This is a genomic window from Pseudoduganella buxea, assembly GCF_009720835.1.
Lineage (GTDB): Bacteria > Pseudomonadota > Gammaproteobacteria > Burkholderiales > Burkholderiaceae_D > Rugamonas > Rugamonas buxea.
In genome coordinates, this window is sequence record NZ_WNKZ01000028.1 from 12,848 (window position 1) to 34,063 (window position 21,216).

General features: G+C 64.7%; 8 protein-coding genes and 1 riboswitch. Of the genes, 4 read left to right on the forward strand and 4 right to left on the reverse strand.

Translation table 11 applies throughout. The annotated features are described in order from the left end of the window. Nucleotides 1-7: 7 nt before the first annotated feature. Nucleotides 8-1,864, reverse strand: a complete 1,857-nt coding sequence (locus tag GM672_RS11775; protein WP_155470720.1) for a M1 family metallopeptidase — start codon at nucleotides 1,862-1,864, stop codon at nucleotides 8-10. A 131-nt stretch (nucleotides 1,865-1,995) separates the two neighbouring features. Then, a riboswitch (yybP-ykoY riboswitch) is annotated at nucleotides 1,996-2,176 on the forward strand. Nucleotides 2,177-2,183: 7 nt separating this feature from the next. Here GM672_RS11775 and GM672_RS11780 point away from each other — a divergent pair. Beyond that, complete coding sequence (locus GM672_RS11780; protein ID WP_155470721.1) at nucleotides 2,184-2,759, forward strand: TMEM165/GDT1 family protein; 576 nt, start codon at nucleotides 2,184-2,186, stop codon at nucleotides 2,757-2,759. Nucleotides 2,760-2,844: 85 nt separating this feature from the next. Here GM672_RS11780 and GM672_RS11785 read toward each other — a convergent pair whose 3' ends face one another. The 3 genes from GM672_RS11785 to GM672_RS11795 form a co-directional block, all read right to left on the reverse strand. Then, nucleotides 2,845-11,529, reverse strand: coding sequence for a glycoside hydrolase family 94 protein (locus tag GM672_RS11785; RefSeq protein WP_371867060.1), 8,685 nt, complete (start codon nucleotides 11,527-11,529; stop codon nucleotides 2,845-2,847). Between the two features lie 144 nt (nucleotides 11,530-11,673). After that, nucleotides 11,674-12,054, reverse strand: coding sequence for a GFA family protein (locus GM672_RS11790; RefSeq protein WP_155470722.1), 381 nt, complete (start codon nucleotides 12,052-12,054; stop codon nucleotides 11,674-11,676). Between the two features lie 136 nt (nucleotides 12,055-12,190). Beyond that, nucleotides 12,191-14,095 (reverse strand): aminotransferase class V-fold PLP-dependent enzyme, encoded by a 1,905-nt coding sequence (locus tag GM672_RS11795; protein WP_155470723.1) that lies wholly within the window; start codon nucleotides 14,093-14,095, stop codon nucleotides 12,191-12,193. A 99-nt stretch (nucleotides 14,096-14,194) separates the two neighbouring features. Between GM672_RS11795 and GM672_RS11800 the strand changes: the two genes are divergently transcribed. The 3 genes from GM672_RS11800 to GM672_RS11810 all read left to right on the forward strand — a co-directional run bounded on the left by GM672_RS11800 (nucleotide 14,195) and on the right by GM672_RS11810 (nucleotide 20,978). Further along, the gene (locus GM672_RS11800; protein ID WP_155470724.1) at nucleotides 14,195-14,680 is read left to right on the forward strand and encodes an Lrp/AsnC family transcriptional regulator; all 486 of its coding nucleotides are present in this window, start codon (nucleotides 14,195-14,197) and stop codon (nucleotides 14,678-14,680) included. A 239-nt stretch (nucleotides 14,681-14,919) separates the two neighbouring features. Beyond that, nucleotides 14,920-20,070 (forward strand): NACHT domain-containing protein, encoded by a 5,151-nt coding sequence (locus tag GM672_RS11805; protein ID WP_155470725.1) that lies wholly within the window; start codon nucleotides 14,920-14,922, stop codon nucleotides 20,068-20,070. Between the two features lie 188 nt (nucleotides 20,071-20,258). Then, nucleotides 20,259-20,978, forward strand: a complete 720-nt coding sequence (locus GM672_RS11810; protein ID WP_155470726.1) for a hypothetical protein — start codon at nucleotides 20,259-20,261, stop codon at nucleotides 20,976-20,978. The last annotated feature ends 238 nt before the right edge of the window (nucleotides 20,979-21,216 follow it).

The window sequence follows — 21,216 nt, forward strand, 5'->3', positions numbered from 1 at the left end:
CGTCTCCTTATTTCTTGAGCAGTTTGTCCACCGATCCTTGCGTCTCGGGGTGGTAACGCGGGCGCGCCTTGCGGTAGACGTCGCGCGCCCAGGCGGCCTGGGTCGGAGTCTTCAGCAGCGCCGTGTACAGGGGCACGACGAACTTCTGGCGGCCCACGCTCATCAGGAATGCGTTGAGCGGTTCGCGCACATCGTAGTTCGCATGCACGGCGGCCAGGTAGAAGCGGAAGGCGATCTCGTTATTGCGGCTGGTACGCAGCGCGAAGGTCTGGTCCAGTTCCTTCAGCTGCGCGGCATTGGCCTTGCGGTCGATATCGTTCAGGAAGTGCATCCATTCGGTCGCGGTCCAGCCGCGCGCCGTCAGGTCGGCCGTGGCCTGCTCGCCCTTGAGCCACGCATCGCGCTGGGCATCGACGGCGGCAAAGCGCCGCGACACGACGCGCTGCGCCGTGGCCGGAATGCCGGCGCCGTACAGCCACTCGTCCAGTTCGGCCTGGCCCATCACTTCCGGATGCTTGTCCAGCAGGTTGGCGCGCAGGTAGGCCAGGAACTGCTCCGTCGTCGCCGACTGGAAGGCATGCTGGTCGAACCAGCCGCGCAGGAACGGGTCGAACACTTCGCGGCCGGCGCGCTGCTCCAGGGTGCGCAGCAACCAGGCGCCTTTCGGGTAGGCCAGGCCTTCGTCCGTGTAGGTCTCGGGGTTGACGTCGGGGTCGCGCGTGAGCAGCGCCTGCTTGGCCACGGGGATATCCTTCAGCGACGCCAGGGCTTCTTCCTGCTCGACCTGCAGGTTCATCTCGGCCACTTCGGCGCCATACAGGCTCTCGATGATGCGGGTGGTGACATAGGTGGTGAAGCCTTCGTTGAGCCACCAGTGCTTCCACGACGCGTTCGTGACGAGGTTGCCGGACCAGGAGTGCGCCAGTTCATGGGCGATCAAATCGTTCAGGCTGCGGTCGCCCGCGATCATGGTCGGCGTCAGGAAGGTCATGCGCGGGTTTTCCATGCCGCCGATGGGGAACGATGGCGGCAGCACGATCATGTCGTAACGGCCCCACCGGTAGGGACCGTACAGCGATTCGGCCGCCGTCACCATCTTCTCCGTGTCGGCCAGCTCGAACGCGGCCGCCTCGATGCGGCCCGGCTCCGCGTACACGGCCGTGCGGGGGCCGAGATTGCGCAGTTCCAGTTCACCCACGGCGATCGCCAGCAGGTAGGAAGGAATCGGCTGCGGCATGCGGAAGTTCCAGCCGCCCTTGCCCGTGCCTTTCTGGTCGTTCTCGGCGCTCATGACGACGCGCATGCCGGCCGGTGCCGCCACTTTCGCCGAATACGTGAAGCGCACGGCCGGCGTATCCTGCACGGGCACCCAGGAGCGCGCATCGATGGGCTGCGACTGGCTGAACATGAAGGGCCGCTTGCCGGACAGGGTCTGGGCGGGCGTGAGCCACTGCAGGGCACTGGCGGTGGGCGCCGTGTGATAGTAGATGCGCACTTTCTGCGGCTGGTTCTGCAGCGAGATGCGCAGCGCCTGGCCCTTTTTCGGGTCGGCCTTGTCCAGCATGTACGAGGCGGGCGCCCAGCTGCCGGCAGGCGTCAGCACCTGCACGCGGGCGATGCTGAGCTGGCGCGTATCGAGCACCAGGGTGCGGGAATTCTTGTCCAGCCAGTTCAAGGTCAGTTCGGCGAAGCCGGACAGCGTCTTGCGGCCGAAGTCGGCCTTCAGGTCCAGGTGCAGCGCCGTGGTACGCACCTCGTTGTAGCGGGCGTAGCTCAGCGGGTCCTGGGCGAAGGCGGAAACGGGGCCGAGCAGCGCCAGCGTGATGACCGGCGCCGCCCAGCGCGAAGTGATGGGTGTTCGCATGGAGTCTCTTTCGAATTGACGGTGGCCGGCCCCGGTGGCGGGGCGGGCGCGGTGGAGAATAGCATAGAAGAGACAGGTTTTCGTGCCGCCTTCGGCCATGCTGGCGCCTCATCGGTTGGGTCTGATATGATGCGCGGGTTCTTGGGGAGTAGCCTCCTGCCCGCATCGCGGGAAGTATCTGCGTCAACACAATCGGCCGAAAGCAGGCCGTGGTGCAGATGGCCGCAAGGCCTGGCGAGACCAATGACCCACGGGCGGCCGTCATCTGGGCCGGGGCTGCCCATGGGTCCTTGGTTAACGTCCGGCCCTTGCCACCTATATGGAAGCCTTCCTTGTCTCAACGGGCGTCGTCGCCCTCGCCGAAATCGGCGACAAGACGCAATTGCTCGCCTTTGTCCTCGCCACCCAGTTCCGCCGTCCGCTGCCGATCGTCTTCGGCATCTTCGTCGCCACCGTCGTCAACCACTTCTGCGCTGCCGCCGTCGGCAGCTGGATCACGAACCTGATGGGACCCGACATCCTGCGCTGGGTGCTGGGCCTGGGCTTTCTCGCCATGGCCGCCTGGATCATGGTGCCCGACGAGATCGACGAGAACGAACCGCACAGCAGTCGCTATGGCGTCTTCGCCGCCACCGTGATCGCCTTCTTCCTGGCCGAAATGGGCGACAAGACCCAGATCGCCACCGTCGCGCTGGCGGCCCGCTTCGAGCAGATGATCCCCGTGGTGCTGGGCACGACGCTGGGCATGATGCTGGCGAACGTCCCTGCCGTCTACATCGGCAAGCGCGCCGCCACCGCCGTCAACCTGAAGCTGGTGCACGGCATCGCCGCCGTGATTTTCGTCGCGTTGGGCATTGCCACGTTGATGGGAGCCGGCCAGGCGATGGGGCTGTAGAAATTGCTCAGAAAATGGGGACAGACCCCATTTTCCAGGAAAGATTGCATGAAAAATGGGGTCTGTCCCCATTTTTCAAGCAATATCAGCCGACGGGGACGCGCAGTTCGACGGCGTGTTCGGCGCCGTCATCGACCAGCGTGATGACCCCGTCGGCCTGGAACTGGCCGTCCACCACCAGTGCTGCCGCGCCGCGCGTGACGCGGATCAGGTAGCGGCTGGTGCCGTAGCGGTAGCTCAGGGTGAAGCCTTCCCAATCGGCCGGCAGGCGTGGGGCCATGGCCAGCGTGGTGCCGGTGCGCCGCACACCCAGCAGCGACTCCAGGATCAGCCGGTACATCCAGCCGGACGAACCCGTGTACCAGCTCCAGCCGCCCCGGCCCACATGGGGCGCGACGGCGTAGATGTCGGCCGTGACGACATACGGCTCCACCTTGTAGACGGCGACGTTGTCGGCATCGCTGGCGTGCTGCACGGGGTTGATCAGCCGCATCAGCTCCCACGCCTTGTCCGTCTCGCCCAGCTGGGCGAAGGCCATCACGGTCCAGATGGCCGCGTGGGTGTACTGGCCGCCGTTCTCGCGCACACCCGGCACGTAGCCGCGGATATAGCCGGGGTTCAGGTCGGCCTTGTCGAACGGCGGGTCGAGCAGCTGGATCAGGCCGTAGTCGCGCCGCACCAGCCGCGCGTCGACCTGCGCCATCGCGCCCTTGGCGCGCTCCGGATCGGCCGCGCCGGACAGCACGCCCCAGCTTTGCGAAATCGAATCGATCTGGCATTCCTCGTTCTCGTGCGATCCCAGCGGCGTGCCATCGTCGAAATAGGCGCGCCGATACCACTGGCCGTCCCACGCGTGCTGCTCGACATTGGCGGCCAGCTTGTCCGCTTCACTCCTGCACAGGGCAGCGAAGTCCGTGTCGCCACGGGCCTCGGCGACGGGCGCGAACTGGCGCAGCACCTCGATCAGGAACCAGGCCAGCCACACGCTTTCGCCGCGGCCCTCCTCGCCCACCTTGTCCATGCCGTCGTTCCAGTCGCAGGAACCGATCAGCGGCAGGCCATGCACGCCGAACTTCAGGCCGTTGCGGATGGCGCGCACGCAGTGCTCGTACAGGTCGCCGGATTGGGGCGAACGGGCCGGCATGTCATAGTATGAATCCTCGTCCGGCTTGACCAGGCGCCCTTCGATATAGTGGGCCTGTTCGTCCAGCACGGTGGCGTCGCCCGTGACCTGGACGTAGCGGCTGGCGGCCAGGGGCAGCCACAGGTAATCGTCCGAGCAGTGCGTGCGCACGCCCCGGTCCGACGGCGGATGCCACCAGTGCTGCACGTCGCCTTCGACGAACTGGTGCGATGCGCACAGCACCAGGTGTTCGCGCAGCAGGTGCGGTTCCGTGTGCACCATGGCCATCGCATCCTGCAGCTGGTCGCGGAACCCGAAGGCGCCGCCGGACTGGTAGTAGCCGCTGCGTGCCCACAGGCGGCAGGCGATGGTCTGGTACATCAGCCAGCCGTTGGCGATGACGTCCAGTGCCGGCTCGGGCGTGGCGATCTGCACCGCGCCCAGGGTGCTGTCCCAGTGCGCACGCACGGCGGCCAGCGCCTCGTGGGCCGCATTCTGCCCGCCATGCTTCTGCACCATCGTGGTGGCATCGGCACTGCGCCGGCCGCCCAGGCCCAGCACGAACACGATCTCGCGTTCCTGGCCCGGCAGCAGCTCGAATGGCACCTGCAGCGCCGCACAGCTGTCCAGCCCCGTGCCGACCTTGCCGGACAGGCGCTGGCGGCGCATGGCCGCCGGGCTGGCCAGGCTGCCGTTGCGGCCGATGAATTCCGTGCGGTCGCCCGTCAGGGTGCGGGTGGTGGCGTCGGCATTGAAGAAGGCCACGCGGCCGGAGAATTCCGTGTTGTAGGCATTGCGGGCGAACAGGGCGCCGCTGACGGGATCGAGCTCCGTCACGATATGCATGCCGGACTTGGCGCGCAGGTCGGCCAGTACCCATTCGACGTAGCCGGTGGCGGACAGGCGCCGCTCCACGGGCGAGTCGTTGCGCACCTTCAGCACGATGTATTTCACCGGCGCGTCGGTGGCGACAAAGGTCGTCAACGTCGACGTGATGCCCCCTTCCGTGTGCTCGAAGGTGCTGTAACCGAAGCCATGGCGGGTGACGTAGTTGCCCGTGCCTCGCGCCGGCAGCGGCGTGGGCGACCAGAAGTGGCCGCTGCTTTCGTCGCGCAGGTAGAACGCTTCGCCGCTGGCGTCCGTCACGGGGTCGTTGTGCCAGGGCGTCAGGCGGAACTCGTGGGCATTCTCGTGCCACGTGTAGGCCTGGCCGCTTTCCGAAATGACGCTGCCAAACTGCGCGTTGGCCAGCACGTTCGACCATGGCGCCGGCGTGCGCTGGGTGGGGCCCGTGACGATCACGTACTCACGTCCGTCCGGCGTGAAGCCGCCGATGCCGTTCGACAGGATCAAATCGTGCGGCAGGTGGGTGGCGGGACCGGCATCGTCGTATTCGCCGCGGCTGTCGGCCAGCAGCGGCGGCATGCGCAGCGGCGGCGGGCCGGAACGCTTGACCTGCTCGGCCAGGGTGCCGCGGCCGTCGCCGACGATAACCCGCGCCACCGTCTGCAGCAGCACGCGGTCTTCCGTCGAGATCTGTTCCAGCGGGCGCACGAAGATGCCGCCCGGCCGGTCGATCGACTGCGCCTCGATGCCGGAAGCGATCAGACCCATGATCTGGTCGTGCAGGGCCTGGCGGTAGCCGGAGGTGTCCTCGAACAGGATCACCAGGTCGACCACCAGCCCTTTCAGGCGCCAGTAGGCGTGGGCCTGCACCAGCTGGCGCGCCAGCTCGATATTGGCCGCATCCTTCACTTGCAGCAGCACGATCGGCAGGTCGCCGGAAATCGCATACGGCCACAGGCCGGACTGGCCACGCTGGTTGCGGATCAGCACCGAGGGCTCGGCCCGCAGCGCCGCGTTCGGGTAGATCACGTGGTTGGCCAGGCGGCTGTACAGCTGGCCGTCCGCCTCGCTGGCGTTCAGCTGGCGCAGGATCACCTGGCTGTGGGTCCAGGCCAGTTCGAACACGCGGTCGGCCATGTGGCGGTCCTGGTACTTGTCGATCAGGTGCCGGGCCGCTTCGCGCGTGTCCGTCATGCCGGTGGCGATATCGACGGTGGCCACCTGGTCCGGCTGCAGGGTGATCTGGTAGCGGATGGCAACGACGGGGTCCAGCACGGAGCCCTGGCCGCCGGCCAGCGCGCCCTTCTCCAGCAGCGCGCGCGGTGCCTGCACCGAGTTGCCGCGCCCGATGAAGTGGGCCCGGTCCGTCTCGTACGACACTTCCACCACGCGGGCATCGTGCACCGTCATCAGGTGCAGCATGAACGGCGTGTGCTCGTCCTTGCCGCGGGGCCGGCGCGTGCACAGGATGGCGCTTTCGTCCGGCACGATCTCGGTCTGCACGAACAGTTTCGAGAAGGCCGGGTGGGCCGCATCGGCGGCGGCGGGCGCCATCACCACTTCGGCGAAGCTGGTCAGCTCGATGGTGCGGGGACGGTCAGACTTGTTCGTCACGCGCAGGCGGCGCATCTCGATATCGTCTTCCGGCGACACGACCACTTCCGTGTACAGGTCGATGCCATGGTCGCTGCGGCGGAATTCGGCCCGCCCTTCCGAGAAGATCACTTCATAGCGTTCCGGCTCGGCCAGCGTGGGCTGGTAGGTATTGGACCAGTAGCGGCCGTCGTCGACGTCGCGTACGTAGCAGAAGTTGCCCCAGTTGTCGCGCGTGCTGTCCTCGCGCCAGCGCGTCACGGCCAGGTCCTTCCAGCGGCTGTAGCTGCCGCCGGCGGCCGTGACCATCACGTGATAGCGCCCGTTCGACAGCAGCTGGGTTTCCGGCACGGCCGAATTGGGCTGGGTCAGCACGCGCATCGGGCTGGCCTGTTCCTGCGTGCCCGCCTCGCGCAGCGCGGCGGCCTGCTCGGAGCTGTTCGAATAGAAGGCGCCCAGTTGCGGGCTGCGCTCCTGCAGCATCAATAGTGCCGATTGCAGCATGGGGTCCGATTCGAAGCGGCGCTGCATGGGGCGGTCGTGCAGCAGGTAGGACAGCGACAGGAAGCCCATGCCCTGGTGGTGCACCATGAAGGACTTGACGATGGCAAAGGACTGTCCCCGCGGCAGGCGCGCCGGCGTGTAGTCGACCGCCTCGTAGAAGCCGTAGCGGCCCATGAAGCCCAGTTCGGCCATCTTCTCCAGGTTCTGGCACGACGCTTCCGGCGCCACCATCAGGCCCATCATCGACGCATATGGCGCCACGACGAGGTCCTCGGCCAGGCCGCGCTTCATGCCGATGCCCGGCACGCCGAAGGCGCGGTACTGGTAGTTCATGGCTGCGTCCACCGTCGTGTAGCCCGATTCCGAAATCCCCCACGGCACGTTGCGTTGGCGGGCGTATTCGATCTGGGCGGCGATGACGGAGCGGTAAGTCTGATCCAGCAGGGTGTGCGGATAGGTCGGCATCACCAGCAGGGGCATCAGGTACTCGAACATCGAGCCGCTCCACGACAGCAGCACGGGCTCGCCGTGCACGATGCACAGCTGGCGGCCCAGCGCGAACCAGTGCTCCTGCGGCAGCTGGCCCTGGGCGATGGCGATGAAGCTGGCCAGGCGCGCCTCGGAGGCCAGCAGGTCGTAATAGCTGGCGTCCAGGCGGCGGTCGGTGACGTTGTAGCCGATCGCCAGCAGCTTCGTGGTGCGGTTGAACAGGAAACTGTAGTCGATCTGGGCGAAGTCGCGCGCCTGCGCAGCCAGCGTAGCCAGCGTGGCCAGGCGTTCGCGCGCCACGGCGGCGCCCTGCTCGACCAGCACGGAAAGCTGCTGGCGGCGTTCGCGTTCGTCCGGCGCCAGGTCGGACAGGGCGGCGCCGGCCAGCGGATAGCCGGCCAGTTCGCGCAAGGTGGGAATGCGCAGCAGGCTGGCATCGAACACGGTGCCGATAGCCGCGCCCACCCAGGGCGCGAGCAGCCTGAATTCTTCCAGCGCCGCATGGCACTGGGCGGCCAGGGCGGTGGCCCACATGCTGACCGTGGCGTCGCCGGCCACGGCCGGGTCGGCGGCGCAGGCATCGGCCGCGCCGCTGGCGCGCTCCAGCCACTCGCGCAGCTGCACCAGGTTGGTCGGGTAGACCGGCTGTACGGGGGCGACAGCGTCGCGCAGCGGCGCGAATGACGGCGCCTCGATGCCGGCCTTGCCGGCCTCCTCGCCCAGCACGCGCCACGTGGTGGCAAGGCCGTCGAGCAACTGCGGGCCCAGCACGGGCTGGTCGGCCAGTCCCAGGAGGCCCGCCTGCAGCGTCAAGAGGTGGCCGGCCAGGTTGCCGCTGTCCACCGTCGACACATACATCGGCATCAGCGGCTTGGTTGTCTGCGTGTCGTACCAGTTGTAGAAGTGGCCCTGGTAACGCTCCATCGTGCCCATCGTCTGCAAGGTCTTTTCCGTCCGGGCGATCAGCTGCGCACTCGTGACATAGCCGAAGTCGTAGGCGGTCAGGTTGGCCAGCAGCGCCATGCCGATATTGGTGGGCGAGGTACGGTGGGCGATGACGGTGCTGGGGTGCTCCTGCACGTTATCGGGCGGCAGCCAGTGATCGTCCGGGCCGACGAAGGTGTCGAACCAGGCCCACGTGCGGCGTGCCAGTGCGTGCAGGAACAGGCGCTGTTCGCCGGAGAGCTGGGCCTGCAACTGCTCGATCGGGCGGCTGATCCACCAGGCGACGACGGGCGCGGCGAACCAGGCGACGAGGAACAGGGCGGCTGCCTCGAAGGCATGGATGCGCCACGTGGCCAGCGCGGCACCGGCGCCCAGCGCCAGCGCCGGCGAGATCCACATGGTGCGCCAGCTGCTGGCCATGCCACCGTTGGAACGGGACAGGGCCGAGGCGCGCCACTCCAGCAGGTGCCGGTGCGACACCAGCATGCGCCACAGGGTGCGGGCGATGGCGTCGAGGCTGAACCACGCTTCGTAGGGCAGGAACACCAGCGTCAGCAGGCCATGGGCGAAGTGCATGCCGCTGCGGCGCAGCGAATTGGGGATGTGCTGGCGCCACAGGGTATCGGGCGACTTGTGGGCCAGGCTGTACAGCGCGGCGGCGATGGCCGGCACGAAGATGATGGCCAGCACGGCGGCGGTCCAGAACCACGGGTGCGGCAGCGCGGCGAAGGCCAGCAGCAGCGACAGCGTCAGCACGGGCGCCACCAGGCTGCGGCGCAGGTTGTCGAACAGCTTCCAGCGCGACAGGGCCGACAGCGGATTGCGTTCGCGCGTGCCCGCGGCCGTGCGTACCTTGCCGGCCAGCCAGCCCGCCAGTTGCCAGTCGCCGCGGGTCCAGCGCTGGCGCCGGCTCACGTCGTCGCGGTAGCGCTGCGGGTATTGTTCGTACAGCTGGGCGTCCGACAGCAGGCCGGCGCGCAGGTAGCAGCCTTCCAGCAGGTCGTGGCTCAGCACGCGGTTCTCCGGGAAGCGTTCGCCCAGCACCTGCTCGAACACGTCGACATCGTAGATGCCCTTGCCGATGAAGGAGCCTTCGGCGAAGACGTCCTGGTAGACGTCCGATACGGTGCGGGTGTAGGGGTCGATGCCCGGCTCGCCGCCGCACAGTTTTTCGTACAGCGAGGCCTTGGCGCTTGGCAGGCTGACGGTCACCCTCGGCTGCAGGATGCCGTAGCCTTCGACGACGCAGTTGCGGCGCGCATCGACCTGCGGCAGGTTCAGCGGGTGGCGCATCGTGGCGACGAACTGGCGCGCCGAATCGCGCGCCAGCTGTGTGTCCGCGTCGAGCGTGATGACGTACTTCATCGTCGCCAGATCGGACGTATCGCCCACCACCAGCATGAAGCGGTCGCGCGCGCCGCCGCGCAGGAAGCGGTTCAGGTCACCCAGCTTTCCGCGTTTGCGTTCGTGGCCCATCCACGCGTGTTCGCCTGCGTTCCACAGGCGCGGGCGGTGCAGCAGCAGGAAGGGCTGGCCATCGCCGGCCGCCTCGTATTTGCGGTTCAGTTCCTCGATATGGGCGCGGGCGCGCTCGAGCAGCGGGCCGTCGGCCGGCAGCGTTTCGGTCGGTGCATCGGCAAAATCGGACAGCAGGCAGAAACGCAGGTTCGGGTCGCGGTTGGCCAGGTAGCGCACTTCCAGCTGCTCGCACAGCTCGTCGACGTTCTCGACGCTGTACAGCAGCGACGGGACCACGACGATGGCACGGGCGTCGGACGGAATGCCTTCCTTGAAGTCCATGCGCGGCAGCGGCGCCGGGCGTGTCACCAGGGTGGCGACCCAGTTCACCAGGGCCAGCGCCAGCTGGCTGCTGCCCATCAGTCCCAGCACGGCCAGCAGCACCAGGGCCCAGCCGGCGACGCCGTCGCGCAGCGCCCGTTCCAGCATCAGCGCCGTCAGCACGACGGACAGGGCGGCGATCGAGCCGAGGTAGGACGTCAACGGCGCGGCGCGCAAGGTCTTGCGCAGCGCCTCGCCGGGCGTGCGGCGCATGCCGGCTTTTTTCTCCAGCAGCAGCGCACCCTTGCCGATCAGGTAGAAGCCGACGTGGCCATGGCGCACGTCGCCGCTGCCCGCATGGGCGCGCGCCAGTTCGATGGCCTGGCGTGCCACGTCCGCCTCGGCCAGCGTGGAGCGGCGCGCGATCTTCTCGATAACGTGGCGGTACTGGTCGCGCGTGGCGAAGTCCATCGCGCCATAGAAGCCGGCCGGGTCCTCGCGCAGCACGTGTTCGACCTTGCTCATGGTCTCGACGAATTCCTGCCAGTCCATCGTGCCGAGGAAGCGCAGGCTGCCGATGCTGTTGGCGATCGAGACCTGCTCGGCCGCCTGCTGGCCGATTTCGGCCTGGATCTGCTGCTCGATGGTCTGGCCGCTGTCGGCCAGCCGGTAGGTGATCCACGTCAGCGCCAGGGTCAGGGCCGGGCTCTGGCCCTGCAGCCGCCGCGCCATTTCGGCCACGAAGGCGCTGGTGACGGGAGGATTCGAACGCGCCATGTCGGCCACGACGAGGATCAGGCCGCTGGGATTCTTGTCGGCGATGTCGACCATCTGGTCGGCCCAGCTGTTGGCCAGGTCGCGCTGGAAGCGGTTTTCCGCCACGCGCGCGGCCACGCGGCGCAGGTTTTCCAGCAGCGCCAGGCGCAGCATGATGGGAATGGCCCACAGTTCGCCCAGGGTGAGCGGGGCCACCTCCTGGTAGGCCTCGACGAAGCGGCACAGGCTTTCCGGATCGACGCGGCCGTCGCCATGGGCGATGACCTCCAGCGCCAGCTTGTACACGCGCGGCGTGCCGGCCGACGTGCCGGCGGCCGGTTCCAGCCGCGGCAACTCCTTGCTGTAATCCTTCGGCAGGTGGCGGCGCGCGATGCGGACCTGCTCTTCGATCAGGTAGTAGTTATCCAGCAGCCATTCCGACGCGGGCGTGACCTGCCGTCCTTCCTTGACGGCCGTGGTCAGGTCGCCGATGGTGGTGCGCAGCACGCCGGCATTGTCCGTCAGGCGCGCCAGCAGGCGGTCGCCACCGCCCTTCTTGCTCAGCCGGTGGGACGTGGCCAGCGCGCGGCCGTGATTGGCCATCTGCTGCGCGCTGAAGAGCTCGGCTCTCAGCGGCAGGTCGTCGTCTTCCGGATTGGAAGAAGGCAAAGAACCCGACGTGGATTCGCGAAAGCCGGCCGGCAAACCGGCCCACCGTGGGAGCTGTTGTTTCAAGGGGTGCCTCGCTTGACTGGCAGGCTTGGGGCCCGCCGTAACTGGAAGTATGTTCCAGGCAATGTTAGGCGGGCGCACGGGACGTCACTGTACGCTAGCGTACATATATCCCATTAGAAATGTAAAACCTGCAATAGCGCTCGTTCAGCGGGTCGGCAGCCAGCCCGGCTTCGTGTCGACATACAGCTCGCGCTCGACCGGGCCGGCATATGCCGGCTCCAGGGTGCCGAGGGTGACGGCGATCCGGTCGGGGGACTCGGTGCTGCGCCAGTACAGCGTCGACCCGCAGACGCGACAGAAGCCACGCCGGCCATGGTCGGACGAGGCGTATTCCGTCACCGCATCCTCGCCCCGTTCGATGACGAAGCCGGCGCTGCCGACATTGGCATACGAGCCGGCCCCGGCGCCATGCTGTTTCTGGCACATGGTGCAGTAGCAATGGCTGGCGTGGAAGACCGGCCCATCGGCGCGGTAGGCGATGGCGCCGCACAGGCAGCTGCCGTGGAGTTGGTCGACTGTGGTCATGGTTCGCTCGGGTCGCTTTTACCGGGGCAGGACAGTATCGCGCCAACCCGGCCGGACGGCAAACGAAAAAAAACGGCGGCCCTAAGGTCGCCGCGAAAGGCAAAACAGGTAAGACAGGTAAGACAGGTAAACGCGCTCAGCCGCGCAGGGCCATCCCGCCGGCCAGGTGGTAGGCCTGGCGATAGCCGTGGCGGCGCAGGCAATCGGCGGCGCTGGCGCTGCGGTTGCCGCTGCGGCAGAAGAACACCAGTGGCCGCTGCGCGCCGTCCGGCTCCAGCCAGCGGGGCAGCTGGCCGGCCAGGCGGCTCAGGGGCACGCTGATGGCGGCGTGGCCGTGAGCGCTGCCTTCGGCCGCATGTTCGTGGGCTTCGCGCACATCGACGAGCAACGCATCCGGGTGGGCCCGCAGCAGGTCGGCCAGCGCCTTGCTGTCCAGGTTCACGTCCGCATCGGGGGACGGCGGGCGCTGCGCCAGCGCCACGCGCAGGCTGGTGCAGCAGGCTTCCTGCTGGGCCGATGCCGTGCACAGCAGGGTCTCCGGCGGCAGCAACGTCGCCAGGTCGGCGGCGGTGGCGTGGCCCGTGAAGGCATGGGTGTCGTCCAGCAGGTAGCAGACGGTGCCGCCGCCGACCGCCAGCCGGCGCAGTTGCCGTGCGCCCAGCGCCAGCGCCTGTTCGCCTTCCGGCCAGCCGCTGCCGTCGCGCGTGGACAGCCGGGCCAGCACCCGGTAGCCCTGCACCAGGCTGCCGATGCGGTTTTCCAGCGCCGCTTGGGGGTCGATGACGACGCAGGTGGCGCTCGCGGCATCGCAGACCAGCCACGTGTGGGCGCCGCCCGCCGTCAGTTGCACCAGGCCATCGGGCATCGGCGCCGCGCGCAAGACCTCGCCGCAGTGGGCGATGCGTTCGCAGGCGGCGGCGATCATTGCCGCGTCCGTGGCGGGACCGAAGGACAGCCGCACGGCGCTGCTGCTGCGCCATTCTGGCAGGCCCATCGCGTCGAGCACGTAGCTGGGCGCGGCCTTCGCGGCCGAACAGGCGCTGCCGGCGGAGACGCGGATGCCGGCGGCGTCAAACAGGTCCAGCAATTCCTTGCTCGACAGGCCGGGCACGGAAAAATTGAGCGTAGTGGGCAGCGTGCCGTCGAACGGGGCGTTGAAGACGATGCCGGGCAGGGCCTGGCGCAGGCTGTCCGCCACGGCATCGCGAAACGCCACCAGCTCGGCATGCGTGCGGAAGGTGCCGCCCTCCTCCAGCGCCTGCAACACGGCGCCCAGCGCGGCGATGCCGGCCATGTTTTCCGTGCCGGAACGCTGACCCGCTTCCTGGCCGCCGCCCATCATCAGCGGCGTGAACGGCGCGCCGGCGCGGACATACAGCATGCCGATGCCTTTCGGCGCATACAGCTTGTGGCCGGAAAACGGTGCGTAGTCGATGCGGGTGCGCGCGAGGTGCAGCGGCAGCTTGCCCAGCGCCTGTACGCAGTCGACCAGCCACAGCGCGGGGCTGCCCTCCAGCACGGCGCCGATGCCGTCCAGGTCCGAAATGACGCCCGTTTCGTTGTTCGCCGCCATCGTGCAGACCAGGGCCGCCCGGGGTGCCAGCGCGCGCAGCGCGGCCAGGTCGTGGCGGCCGTTGGCGTCGGCAGGCAAGGGCTGCACGGCCAGATCCAGGCCCAGCAGGCGGTTCCAGTGCGCCAGGCTTTCCGGCACGGCCTTGTGTTCGGTGGCCCCGTAGACCAGCAGCTCGCCCGCAGGCAGGCCCAGGGCGCGACGTTCACGGATGGCGCACAGGGCTGACAGGATGGCCGTCTGGATGCCTTCGGTGGCGCCGCTGTTGAACATCAGGCGGCCGTCCCCTATGCCCAGCAGGCGACGGGCCCGCTCGCGCACGCCCAGCATCAGGGCCTTGGCCTTCAGACCGGCCGCATGGGTGCTGCTGGGATTGCCATAACGATGGGCCATCGCGTCCATCGCCGCCTGCAAAGCGGCGGGCAATACGGCGCTGGTGGCGTTGCCATCGAGGTAGAGTTCGTTCGTCATGGGGATAGCTTAATTGTTAATGACGATAAATATGTCCTAAAATGGCTGCTATAACCATCAGAAACAGCATGAATATCCCAATAGATTGGCGGACGTAGCATGAACCATCTCGACAAGTTCGATTACGCAATTCTCGGCGCCTTGCAGGTGGATGGCACTCTGTCCGTGGCGGACCTGGCCGAGCGCGTCGGGCTGACCAGCACGCCCTGCTGGAAACGGCTGAAACGGCTGGAAGAAGAAGGCTACCTGGACAGCCGCGTCGCCATCGTCAACCGCCGCAAGACGGGCCTGCCCGTGACGGTCTTCGTCAGCGTGCGCACCAGCCAGCACGACGAGAAATGGCTGGCCAACTTCGCCGCCGCCGTCGTCGCCCTGCCCGAGGTGCTGGAATTTCACCGGATGAGCGGCGACGTCGACTACCTGCTGAAGGTGGTGACGACCGATATCGAAGGCTACGACCGCTTCTACAAGAAGCTGATCCGCGCCGCCAACCTGACGGGCGTGTCGTCGGCGTTTTCGATGGAGCAGATCAAGTACACGACGGCGCTGCCGTTGGATCTGGTGGCGCATGGTACTGCGCCGTGAGCTTGCAACGTGATGCGAAACGATGAGATGGCCTAGTGGTCGACGAGTACCTTCACGCGACCACCATCCGCTGGCGCGTTGCATAATCTGATGTAGAGTAAGCACTGCCGACTGGCTGTTTTTGGCCAAAGGCGGCCAGTCTCCAAGGGCCGCATTGATCCATATCGAGTTTTACATCATCAATTGCAACGTCGTTTATGCTTTTTGACCCGCAGGACAACCCTTCACACTCCGGATCCATGATGGAATTACAGCCGATCTCTGAAATGGGGCGCGGTTCAAGCCCGGCCTCGCGAGGCCCCGCCGGCGCTTATATCGAAGGGGAACTAGGTGCTCTCTATTTGCTAGCCTTATTGACGGGCAATCGGGCGCCGGGCATGCCAGATGCACAGGTTGTAAGCGTCCGATTCCAAGGTACCGAACAAGGGTTCAAGCTGGATGACCTGATTGTTTCGGGCGTGGGACCGTCCGGCGGCTTCGTTCTCGAAATCCAGTCGAAGCGGGATATCACTTTCTCGCCGCAGGATAGCGTCTATCAAGACGTAGCCTCCCAGATCGCACGGAGCGTGGTGGGTTCCGTGCCGGCGGATCGACACTTTCTCGGCATAGCGACACAGCGAACCAGCCGCAAAATTTCCGGTGCTTATCAGGATGTGCTCAAATGGGCGCGAACAATGGAGGACGCGGCAGCTTTCTTCACTCGGCTGAACGCCAAGGGCATCGCGAGCAAAGATATGCGCGAATTCGTTGTGACGACGCGAAAGCACCTTGTTGCGCGCGGGGTCGCTGATGACGACGATGCAATTTGGCGGCTATTGCGGCGGATGCTCATCCTCGAGTTCGATTTCGAAGCGAGATCACCGATCACCCGAACCTATGGGCATGCACTCGCACGGATGGCGCTAGCCGACGAGGATATCGACCGTGCAGGATCGCTGTGGAGCCGGCTGGTCGATTTGTCAATAAAGAGCGGGACTACCGGCGGTGAAATCAACCGAACCGCCTTACTGGCCGACCTGGCCGAGGCGGGCTTCCGGCTTGCCGGCATCCGCGAGTATGGCCCGGCACGCGTCAGGCTTGCCGAGCTCGCGCAGAACACGCTTGCCCATATCGGCACGAGCGTGGTGGGGGTGACCTTGCCGCGGCTAGAAGCAGTCGCTGCGGTCGACGATGCATCTGAAGCGCATCGTTTCGTCGAGGTCCGCGGGGACCCTGGCGTCGGTAAATCATGGGTTCTTCGCCATCTCGCCGAGCGCGTTTTGCGCCAGGCACCGATTATCGTCCTCGACCGGGATGCAACGCCTGCGGGAGGCTGGCTGCCGTTTTCAAACCATTTCGGCATCCCAGGAACAGCGGTCGAATTCCTGACAGATCTAGCCGCAAGCGGAGGCGCGATGCTCTTCATCGATGGCTTAGACATGTTCGACGACGTCGGTCGCCAACGCACTATTGCCGAGCTGATGAGGGCAGCGAGCGCGATCCCCGACTTCAAGGTAATTGCCACTATGCGGACGGCCGGAAACATCGATGTCAAACCCTGGCTCGACGATCAAATCATTTCTGCATTGGGGGGCGCGTACCCGATACAGGTTGGGACCCTATCGGAAGACGAAGCGGCAACTCTTGTAGATCAAGCGCCGAGTCTCCGATCACTGTTGGACCCGAAGCATCCGGCTGCTGGACTTGCCCGAAATCTCTACCGGTTATCTCGGCTGCTGAAAGTACGCAGCGCTACCGGGATCCGGACCGAAGCTGAGATGGCTGGGTTATGGTGGGCGAGTGCGGACGGCGCGCCTGCGAAAGACGTTCGTGCCTCGCAACGGCTGATGGCCGCGCTAGCCGCTGGAGCGTTGCGAGGCGAAGAAGGGCTTGAGATCGCTGAGGATTCGGCGGCACGTTCACATTTAATCCGGACGATGACGCTCAGGGAGGTGCGACGCGACCGGCTCGACTTCTATCACGACGTGTTGCGCGACTGGGCAATAGGCAGTTATATCGCTGAGCACCCCCAGCATCTGGCTGCTCTGAACATGACCGTGCCGGTCTCGCCGCGCGTTGCCCGCGGTATCGAGTTTGCCGCCCGCCTTGCACTCGAGTCGGGTGCGGATTGCAATGGGTGGGTCCAGCTGCTCGGGCAGCTCTCGGTCCCCGAGGCACATGGGTCCTGGCGACGTCAGGCGGTCCTCGGCTTGTCGCGTTCGGAGGCCGGATACGAACTGCTCGAAAAGTGCGGCACCAGATTGCTTGAGGACGGGGCGGCTCTCCTCGTTGAATTGTGCACAACGATTGCCACGGTCGAAACCGTGCCGCCTTCCGACTTACTGAGTATGCCGGACGGTACCAGGATCGATATGCCGCGTTCCTATCGGATTGATGTGACCGGCTCAGCCATCGTGGTGCTGCGCTGGGTATTGGCGCGTGTGGCCGAGATACCGATGTCAGCGATCGACGCCGTGGTCGAATTGGTCAAAATACAGCTCTTTCTCCTCAACCATCTTGAGCTGCTCGCCCATCAAACTGCTGTCATGCTGTTTGGCTGGCTGCGACAGCTCGATGTCCGAGACGCTGTAGTGACGATTCCAAGTGAACGGAACCTCGGGAGGAGCGCGCGCGACGGGCGAACCGGCATGATCGAGCAACTTCGGCTGATGGCTCTCTTGCTCGGCAAATTCGCACCTGATGAGTTGAAGGCCTATCTCAAGGAGGTCAGCAGCGAGCGGGACAGCCACAAGGCCGATGCGATCCGGCAGTTTTCGAAAGTAATTGCGCCCGTTGCGCCCGCCGAGCTGGTTGAACTCGTGTTAGCGAGTCTCCTCCAAACACGGGATCAGGGAAGCCGCCGCGATCACCGTGACCGTATAAGGAAGCAAGCTTTCACTTTCGCCGATAGCAATTACTTGCCTGCCTCGCCAGCACAGCCTCCATTCCTTGATCTGTTGGAGTTCGCGCCTGCCGAAGGACTAAGGCTGGTTCGTACACTGGTCGCGGAAGCGATTGCCTTTAGCGGCCATACGTGCGCGTCCGTGGATTCAGGCTTCACTGCCGATTTCGGCGACGGTCCACGCTTTTTCCCCCGGGCCGACAGCTATCTCTGGTCGCGGGATCAATGCCGCGATTATTCGGCCGCCTCCGGGCTCAAGGCGATGGAAGCCTGGAGCCAGCAACGGCTCGACAATGGCGCCCCGGTAGATGAAGTGCTCGGCGATATTCTCGGGCCCCAAGGCAGCTGTGCGGCATACCTTCTAGTTGCGGTCGATGTGCTGCTGTCGCATTTCGACGTAGCGCGCGATGCCGTGGCGCCGTTGATCGCAGATCCCGAGCTGCTGGCTACAGACCGCATGCGTCGGGATCATGATCAGCTTGGATTGGGCCTTGATCAGTTTGCGATCGGGAAAGAGCCGGACGCAAAGGTCAGGCTCGCCGACTTGAAGGCCCGTCTGTCGAGGCGGCTGACCTTGTTCGACGTGGTGCGCTTTTATCGGGGAACTGATCCCGTGGCGAACCGCCTGCGTGATCAGCTGGGTGCCGCCGTCGCGAACCTTGAGCCCATTCAATCCTACTCGACTTGGGCTGACGCGCGGTTAATCGCACGGGTTGCCAACAATATGCTGCAGCAATCGAACTGGGCCGACATCGGAGACGGAAGACTAGAATATCGACCGCCAGCGGAGGAGGCAGCGCATCTCGAAGCAATGGAGAAGCAGTGGGTCGCATTCATGCGTTCGACCGAGATTGAATCGCGCATCGATTTGGCGATCTCTAGCGGAGGCGAATACGCCACCGCCGCCACTGCCCGCGATGCGGTTGATTATGCGGGCGGCGACCTTCCCAACGATAGCGATACCGATGACCTCAAGTCGCGTTCAACTCGCCTGATCACGACTGCCCTGCTGGTTGCTCGCGACGGTGACGACACTCTGCTTGCCACCGAGGAGGCCTGGGTCCGTAAGGTCATTGCCATCGCGCTCGAGAAGAGTTCTGAGCGCAGTTTCGGATCAGAGAATACGCTGCGCTTCAATCGGCCGGCGATCGCCATCCTCACTTTGATTCATCTTTGGGCTCGGCGTGGAAGTGAGACGGACCGGAACACGCTGATTCGGCTTGCGACGCGCGAGGATCATAGTGCAGCGCCGGCATTCTCAGCCGGACTAGGGCTTATCCTAAAAATCGAGCCCAAGCTCTTCAAGGTAGCAACGCGCGCTGCGTTCGCAAGCATGACTTGGCGTTGGAAGAGCTATAACGAAGAAGACGATGTAGAGCATGCGCGCTTCAGTGCCGAGCGGACCGCAGCGATCGATACTGCAATCAGGGCCGAGATCGCATGGCTGGACGGCGAGGCCGAACCTCCCTGGCCGGCTTGGCCAGAGGAACACCCGCTTCTGCGGCGCGGTTCCCGTCTCCAAGTAGCTGGGCTCAACACGGCGGCAGAGTTTGATGAAGATGAGGTGTTCAAGTCTGCAGTTGCTGATTCATCGTCGATCATCCACGTCAGCAGTAGCGCGGCAGCACAATGGCTGGCGATGGTTCAAGCTGCACCCAAGGGGGTAAACGATTGGAGGCAGGAGGTGGTCGAGGCTTATGTCGATTGGACCTCTCGGATGAACGGGCTCGGTCTACCTGTAGATATCGAGATCGATCGCGATCCGCACGAGTGGAATCTGCACTACTACGCGCTTTTCGCCGAGCAGCTACTCGACGCTACAGATGCGTCGTTCGAAGCCGATCTGACGCTCGTAACAGATCTGCCGGACGAGCCATTCGGCAAAGTCGCGCAGACTGTCATTCACTCGGCCGACGTGCTCTATTTCAATGATCCTGCGCGTTCAGCCGCACGGCCTGCCGAATTGCGTACTCGCTTAGCTCAACGCGTGATGGCACTCCACAGGTGGAAGTATGCTGATGATCCGGCCAGTTCACGGATCGACATGGACAGCGCTGGGATTATCGCCCAGATAATGTTGAGCACTTACAACCCGTTCAACGGAACGCGGAGCTATCTGCCTCCCGTGTTGTTCGACCGCGTTGACCAGCTTCTTCCAGCGATAAGACCGCTGCTGCCAGGCGGTCCGACGGCTTTTGTGGCGCTGTGCGCGATGAACCTACTTCTAGTTGCCACGCGCGCGCGTCACCTTGATTTTCTGCTCGAAGCGACCGAGGCTTGGTTTGGTCGCTCACAGGCGCCCGGGCTGTGGGTCGACATGGGCATCGGACGGAAGGTAGTCCAATGGCTGAATGCGGCAATCATCGAAGAGCCGGGCTTGCTCGGACCGGCGCATCCATTACGTGGCCGTATCGACCGCGTCCTTGGGCGGTTAGTCAGTGTTGGCGTTGCCGAGGCCCATGAGCTCGAATTGAGGGTCGAAGCAGCGAATGAGCCGTTTAAGCAGTAAGCAATCTATTCTCTAGACTAACAACCGTGCCTTTTACGCTCAAGTAAGCTGACTGAATCGCCGCGTATCTGGAAGGAGATGCTTGCCGGCCCATGCCCGGACCTGCTGAGATAGACAGCAGGTGTGATCACGCGGCAGCGTGCTCATATACCGTATGATGTTCCGATTGATGCAGAGTGACGACGCCTATGGATGCAGAAGAAGAGATCGCGTGCCAGTTCCTAGTTTCGCAGAACCTAGGCGGGGTAAAGTACGAGCCGGAAGGATACAAGACCTTCCCCGATTTCTCATTAGGTGGGCAGGCTGTCGGTGTAGAAGTCAGGCGACTTAACCAGCACTACACGCAGCGTAACCGAGAGCAGGTTGGATTTGAAAAGGCTGAGTTTGAGATCTTGCCACCCTTGTATACGATGCTTAGAGAGTTCGGGCCGTCCGTCGATGGCGAATGCTGGCACGTGACGATTGACTACCGTCGCCCAATTACATGGAAGCGGCTACGGAACAGGGTTAGGACCGCTCTACAGACGTTTAAAGCACAGGCGGCCCGCACAGACACCATCCTTGCTATATCTGAAACGCTCGGAATAGAGCTTTCTCGGTCTACCAAGGATCATGGGGTGTATTTCTTCCCGTGGGTCATAGCTGACGGGAACGTTGGCGGGAATGCGGCGGCTCTAGTGATGGAGAACTTGCGCACCTGCATAGAGGCAAAGAAGTCTAAAGTCGTACCTCCCATTCGCAACAAGTACAACGCATGGTGGCTTGTTCTGGTCAACAATATTGACAAGAATATGGAGTCGGATTTCTACCAAGACACTGGCAGGAACTTCGACCCACCTCTTGCTCATCCGTTCGATAGGCTAATTATCGTTGATTACCGCAACCACCTGAACTGGATCGAACTTTAGGCAATTTGTGATGCAGATGGACTTGCCAGAAAGATGCGACGTTGAGGAAATTTCTGCGGCTACCAGGCGTAAAGTAGCGGGCTTCGCCGCTTTTTGCTGAGTTGCACTGCTGCGACGAAGTTCCGTTTTCGGCCAGAAGCGGGCACTGAATGAATACGAGGATTTATGAGGTCCAGGCATTAGGTTCACTACCACTGCACCAGCGAATCTAATTTAGCTCATTAATTGCTTAACGATA

Coding starts and splice junctions, on each gene's coding strand:
- GM672_RS11775 (WP_155470720.1), bottom strand. CDS start 1,864: ATGCGAACACCCATCACTTCGCGCTGGGCGGCGCCGGTCATCACGCTG.
- GM672_RS11780 (WP_155470721.1), top strand. CDS start 2,184: ATGGAAGCCTTCCTTGTCTCAACGGGCGTCGTCGCCCTCGCCGAAATC.
- GM672_RS11790 (WP_155470722.1), bottom strand. CDS start 12,054: ATGACCACAGTCGACCAACTCCACGGCAGCTGCCTGTGCGGCGCCATC.
- GM672_RS11795 (WP_155470723.1), bottom strand. CDS start 14,095: ATGACGAACGAACTCTACCTCGATGGCAACGCCACCAGCGCCGTATTG.
- GM672_RS11800 (WP_155470724.1), top strand. CDS start 14,195: ATGAACCATCTCGACAAGTTCGATTACGCAATTCTCGGCGCCTTGCAG.
- GM672_RS11805 (WP_155470725.1), top strand. CDS start 14,920: ATGATGGAATTACAGCCGATCTCTGAAATGGGGCGCGGTTCAAGCCCG.
- GM672_RS11810 (WP_155470726.1), top strand. CDS start 20,259: ATGGATGCAGAAGAAGAGATCGCGTGCCAGTTCCTAGTTTCGCAGAAC.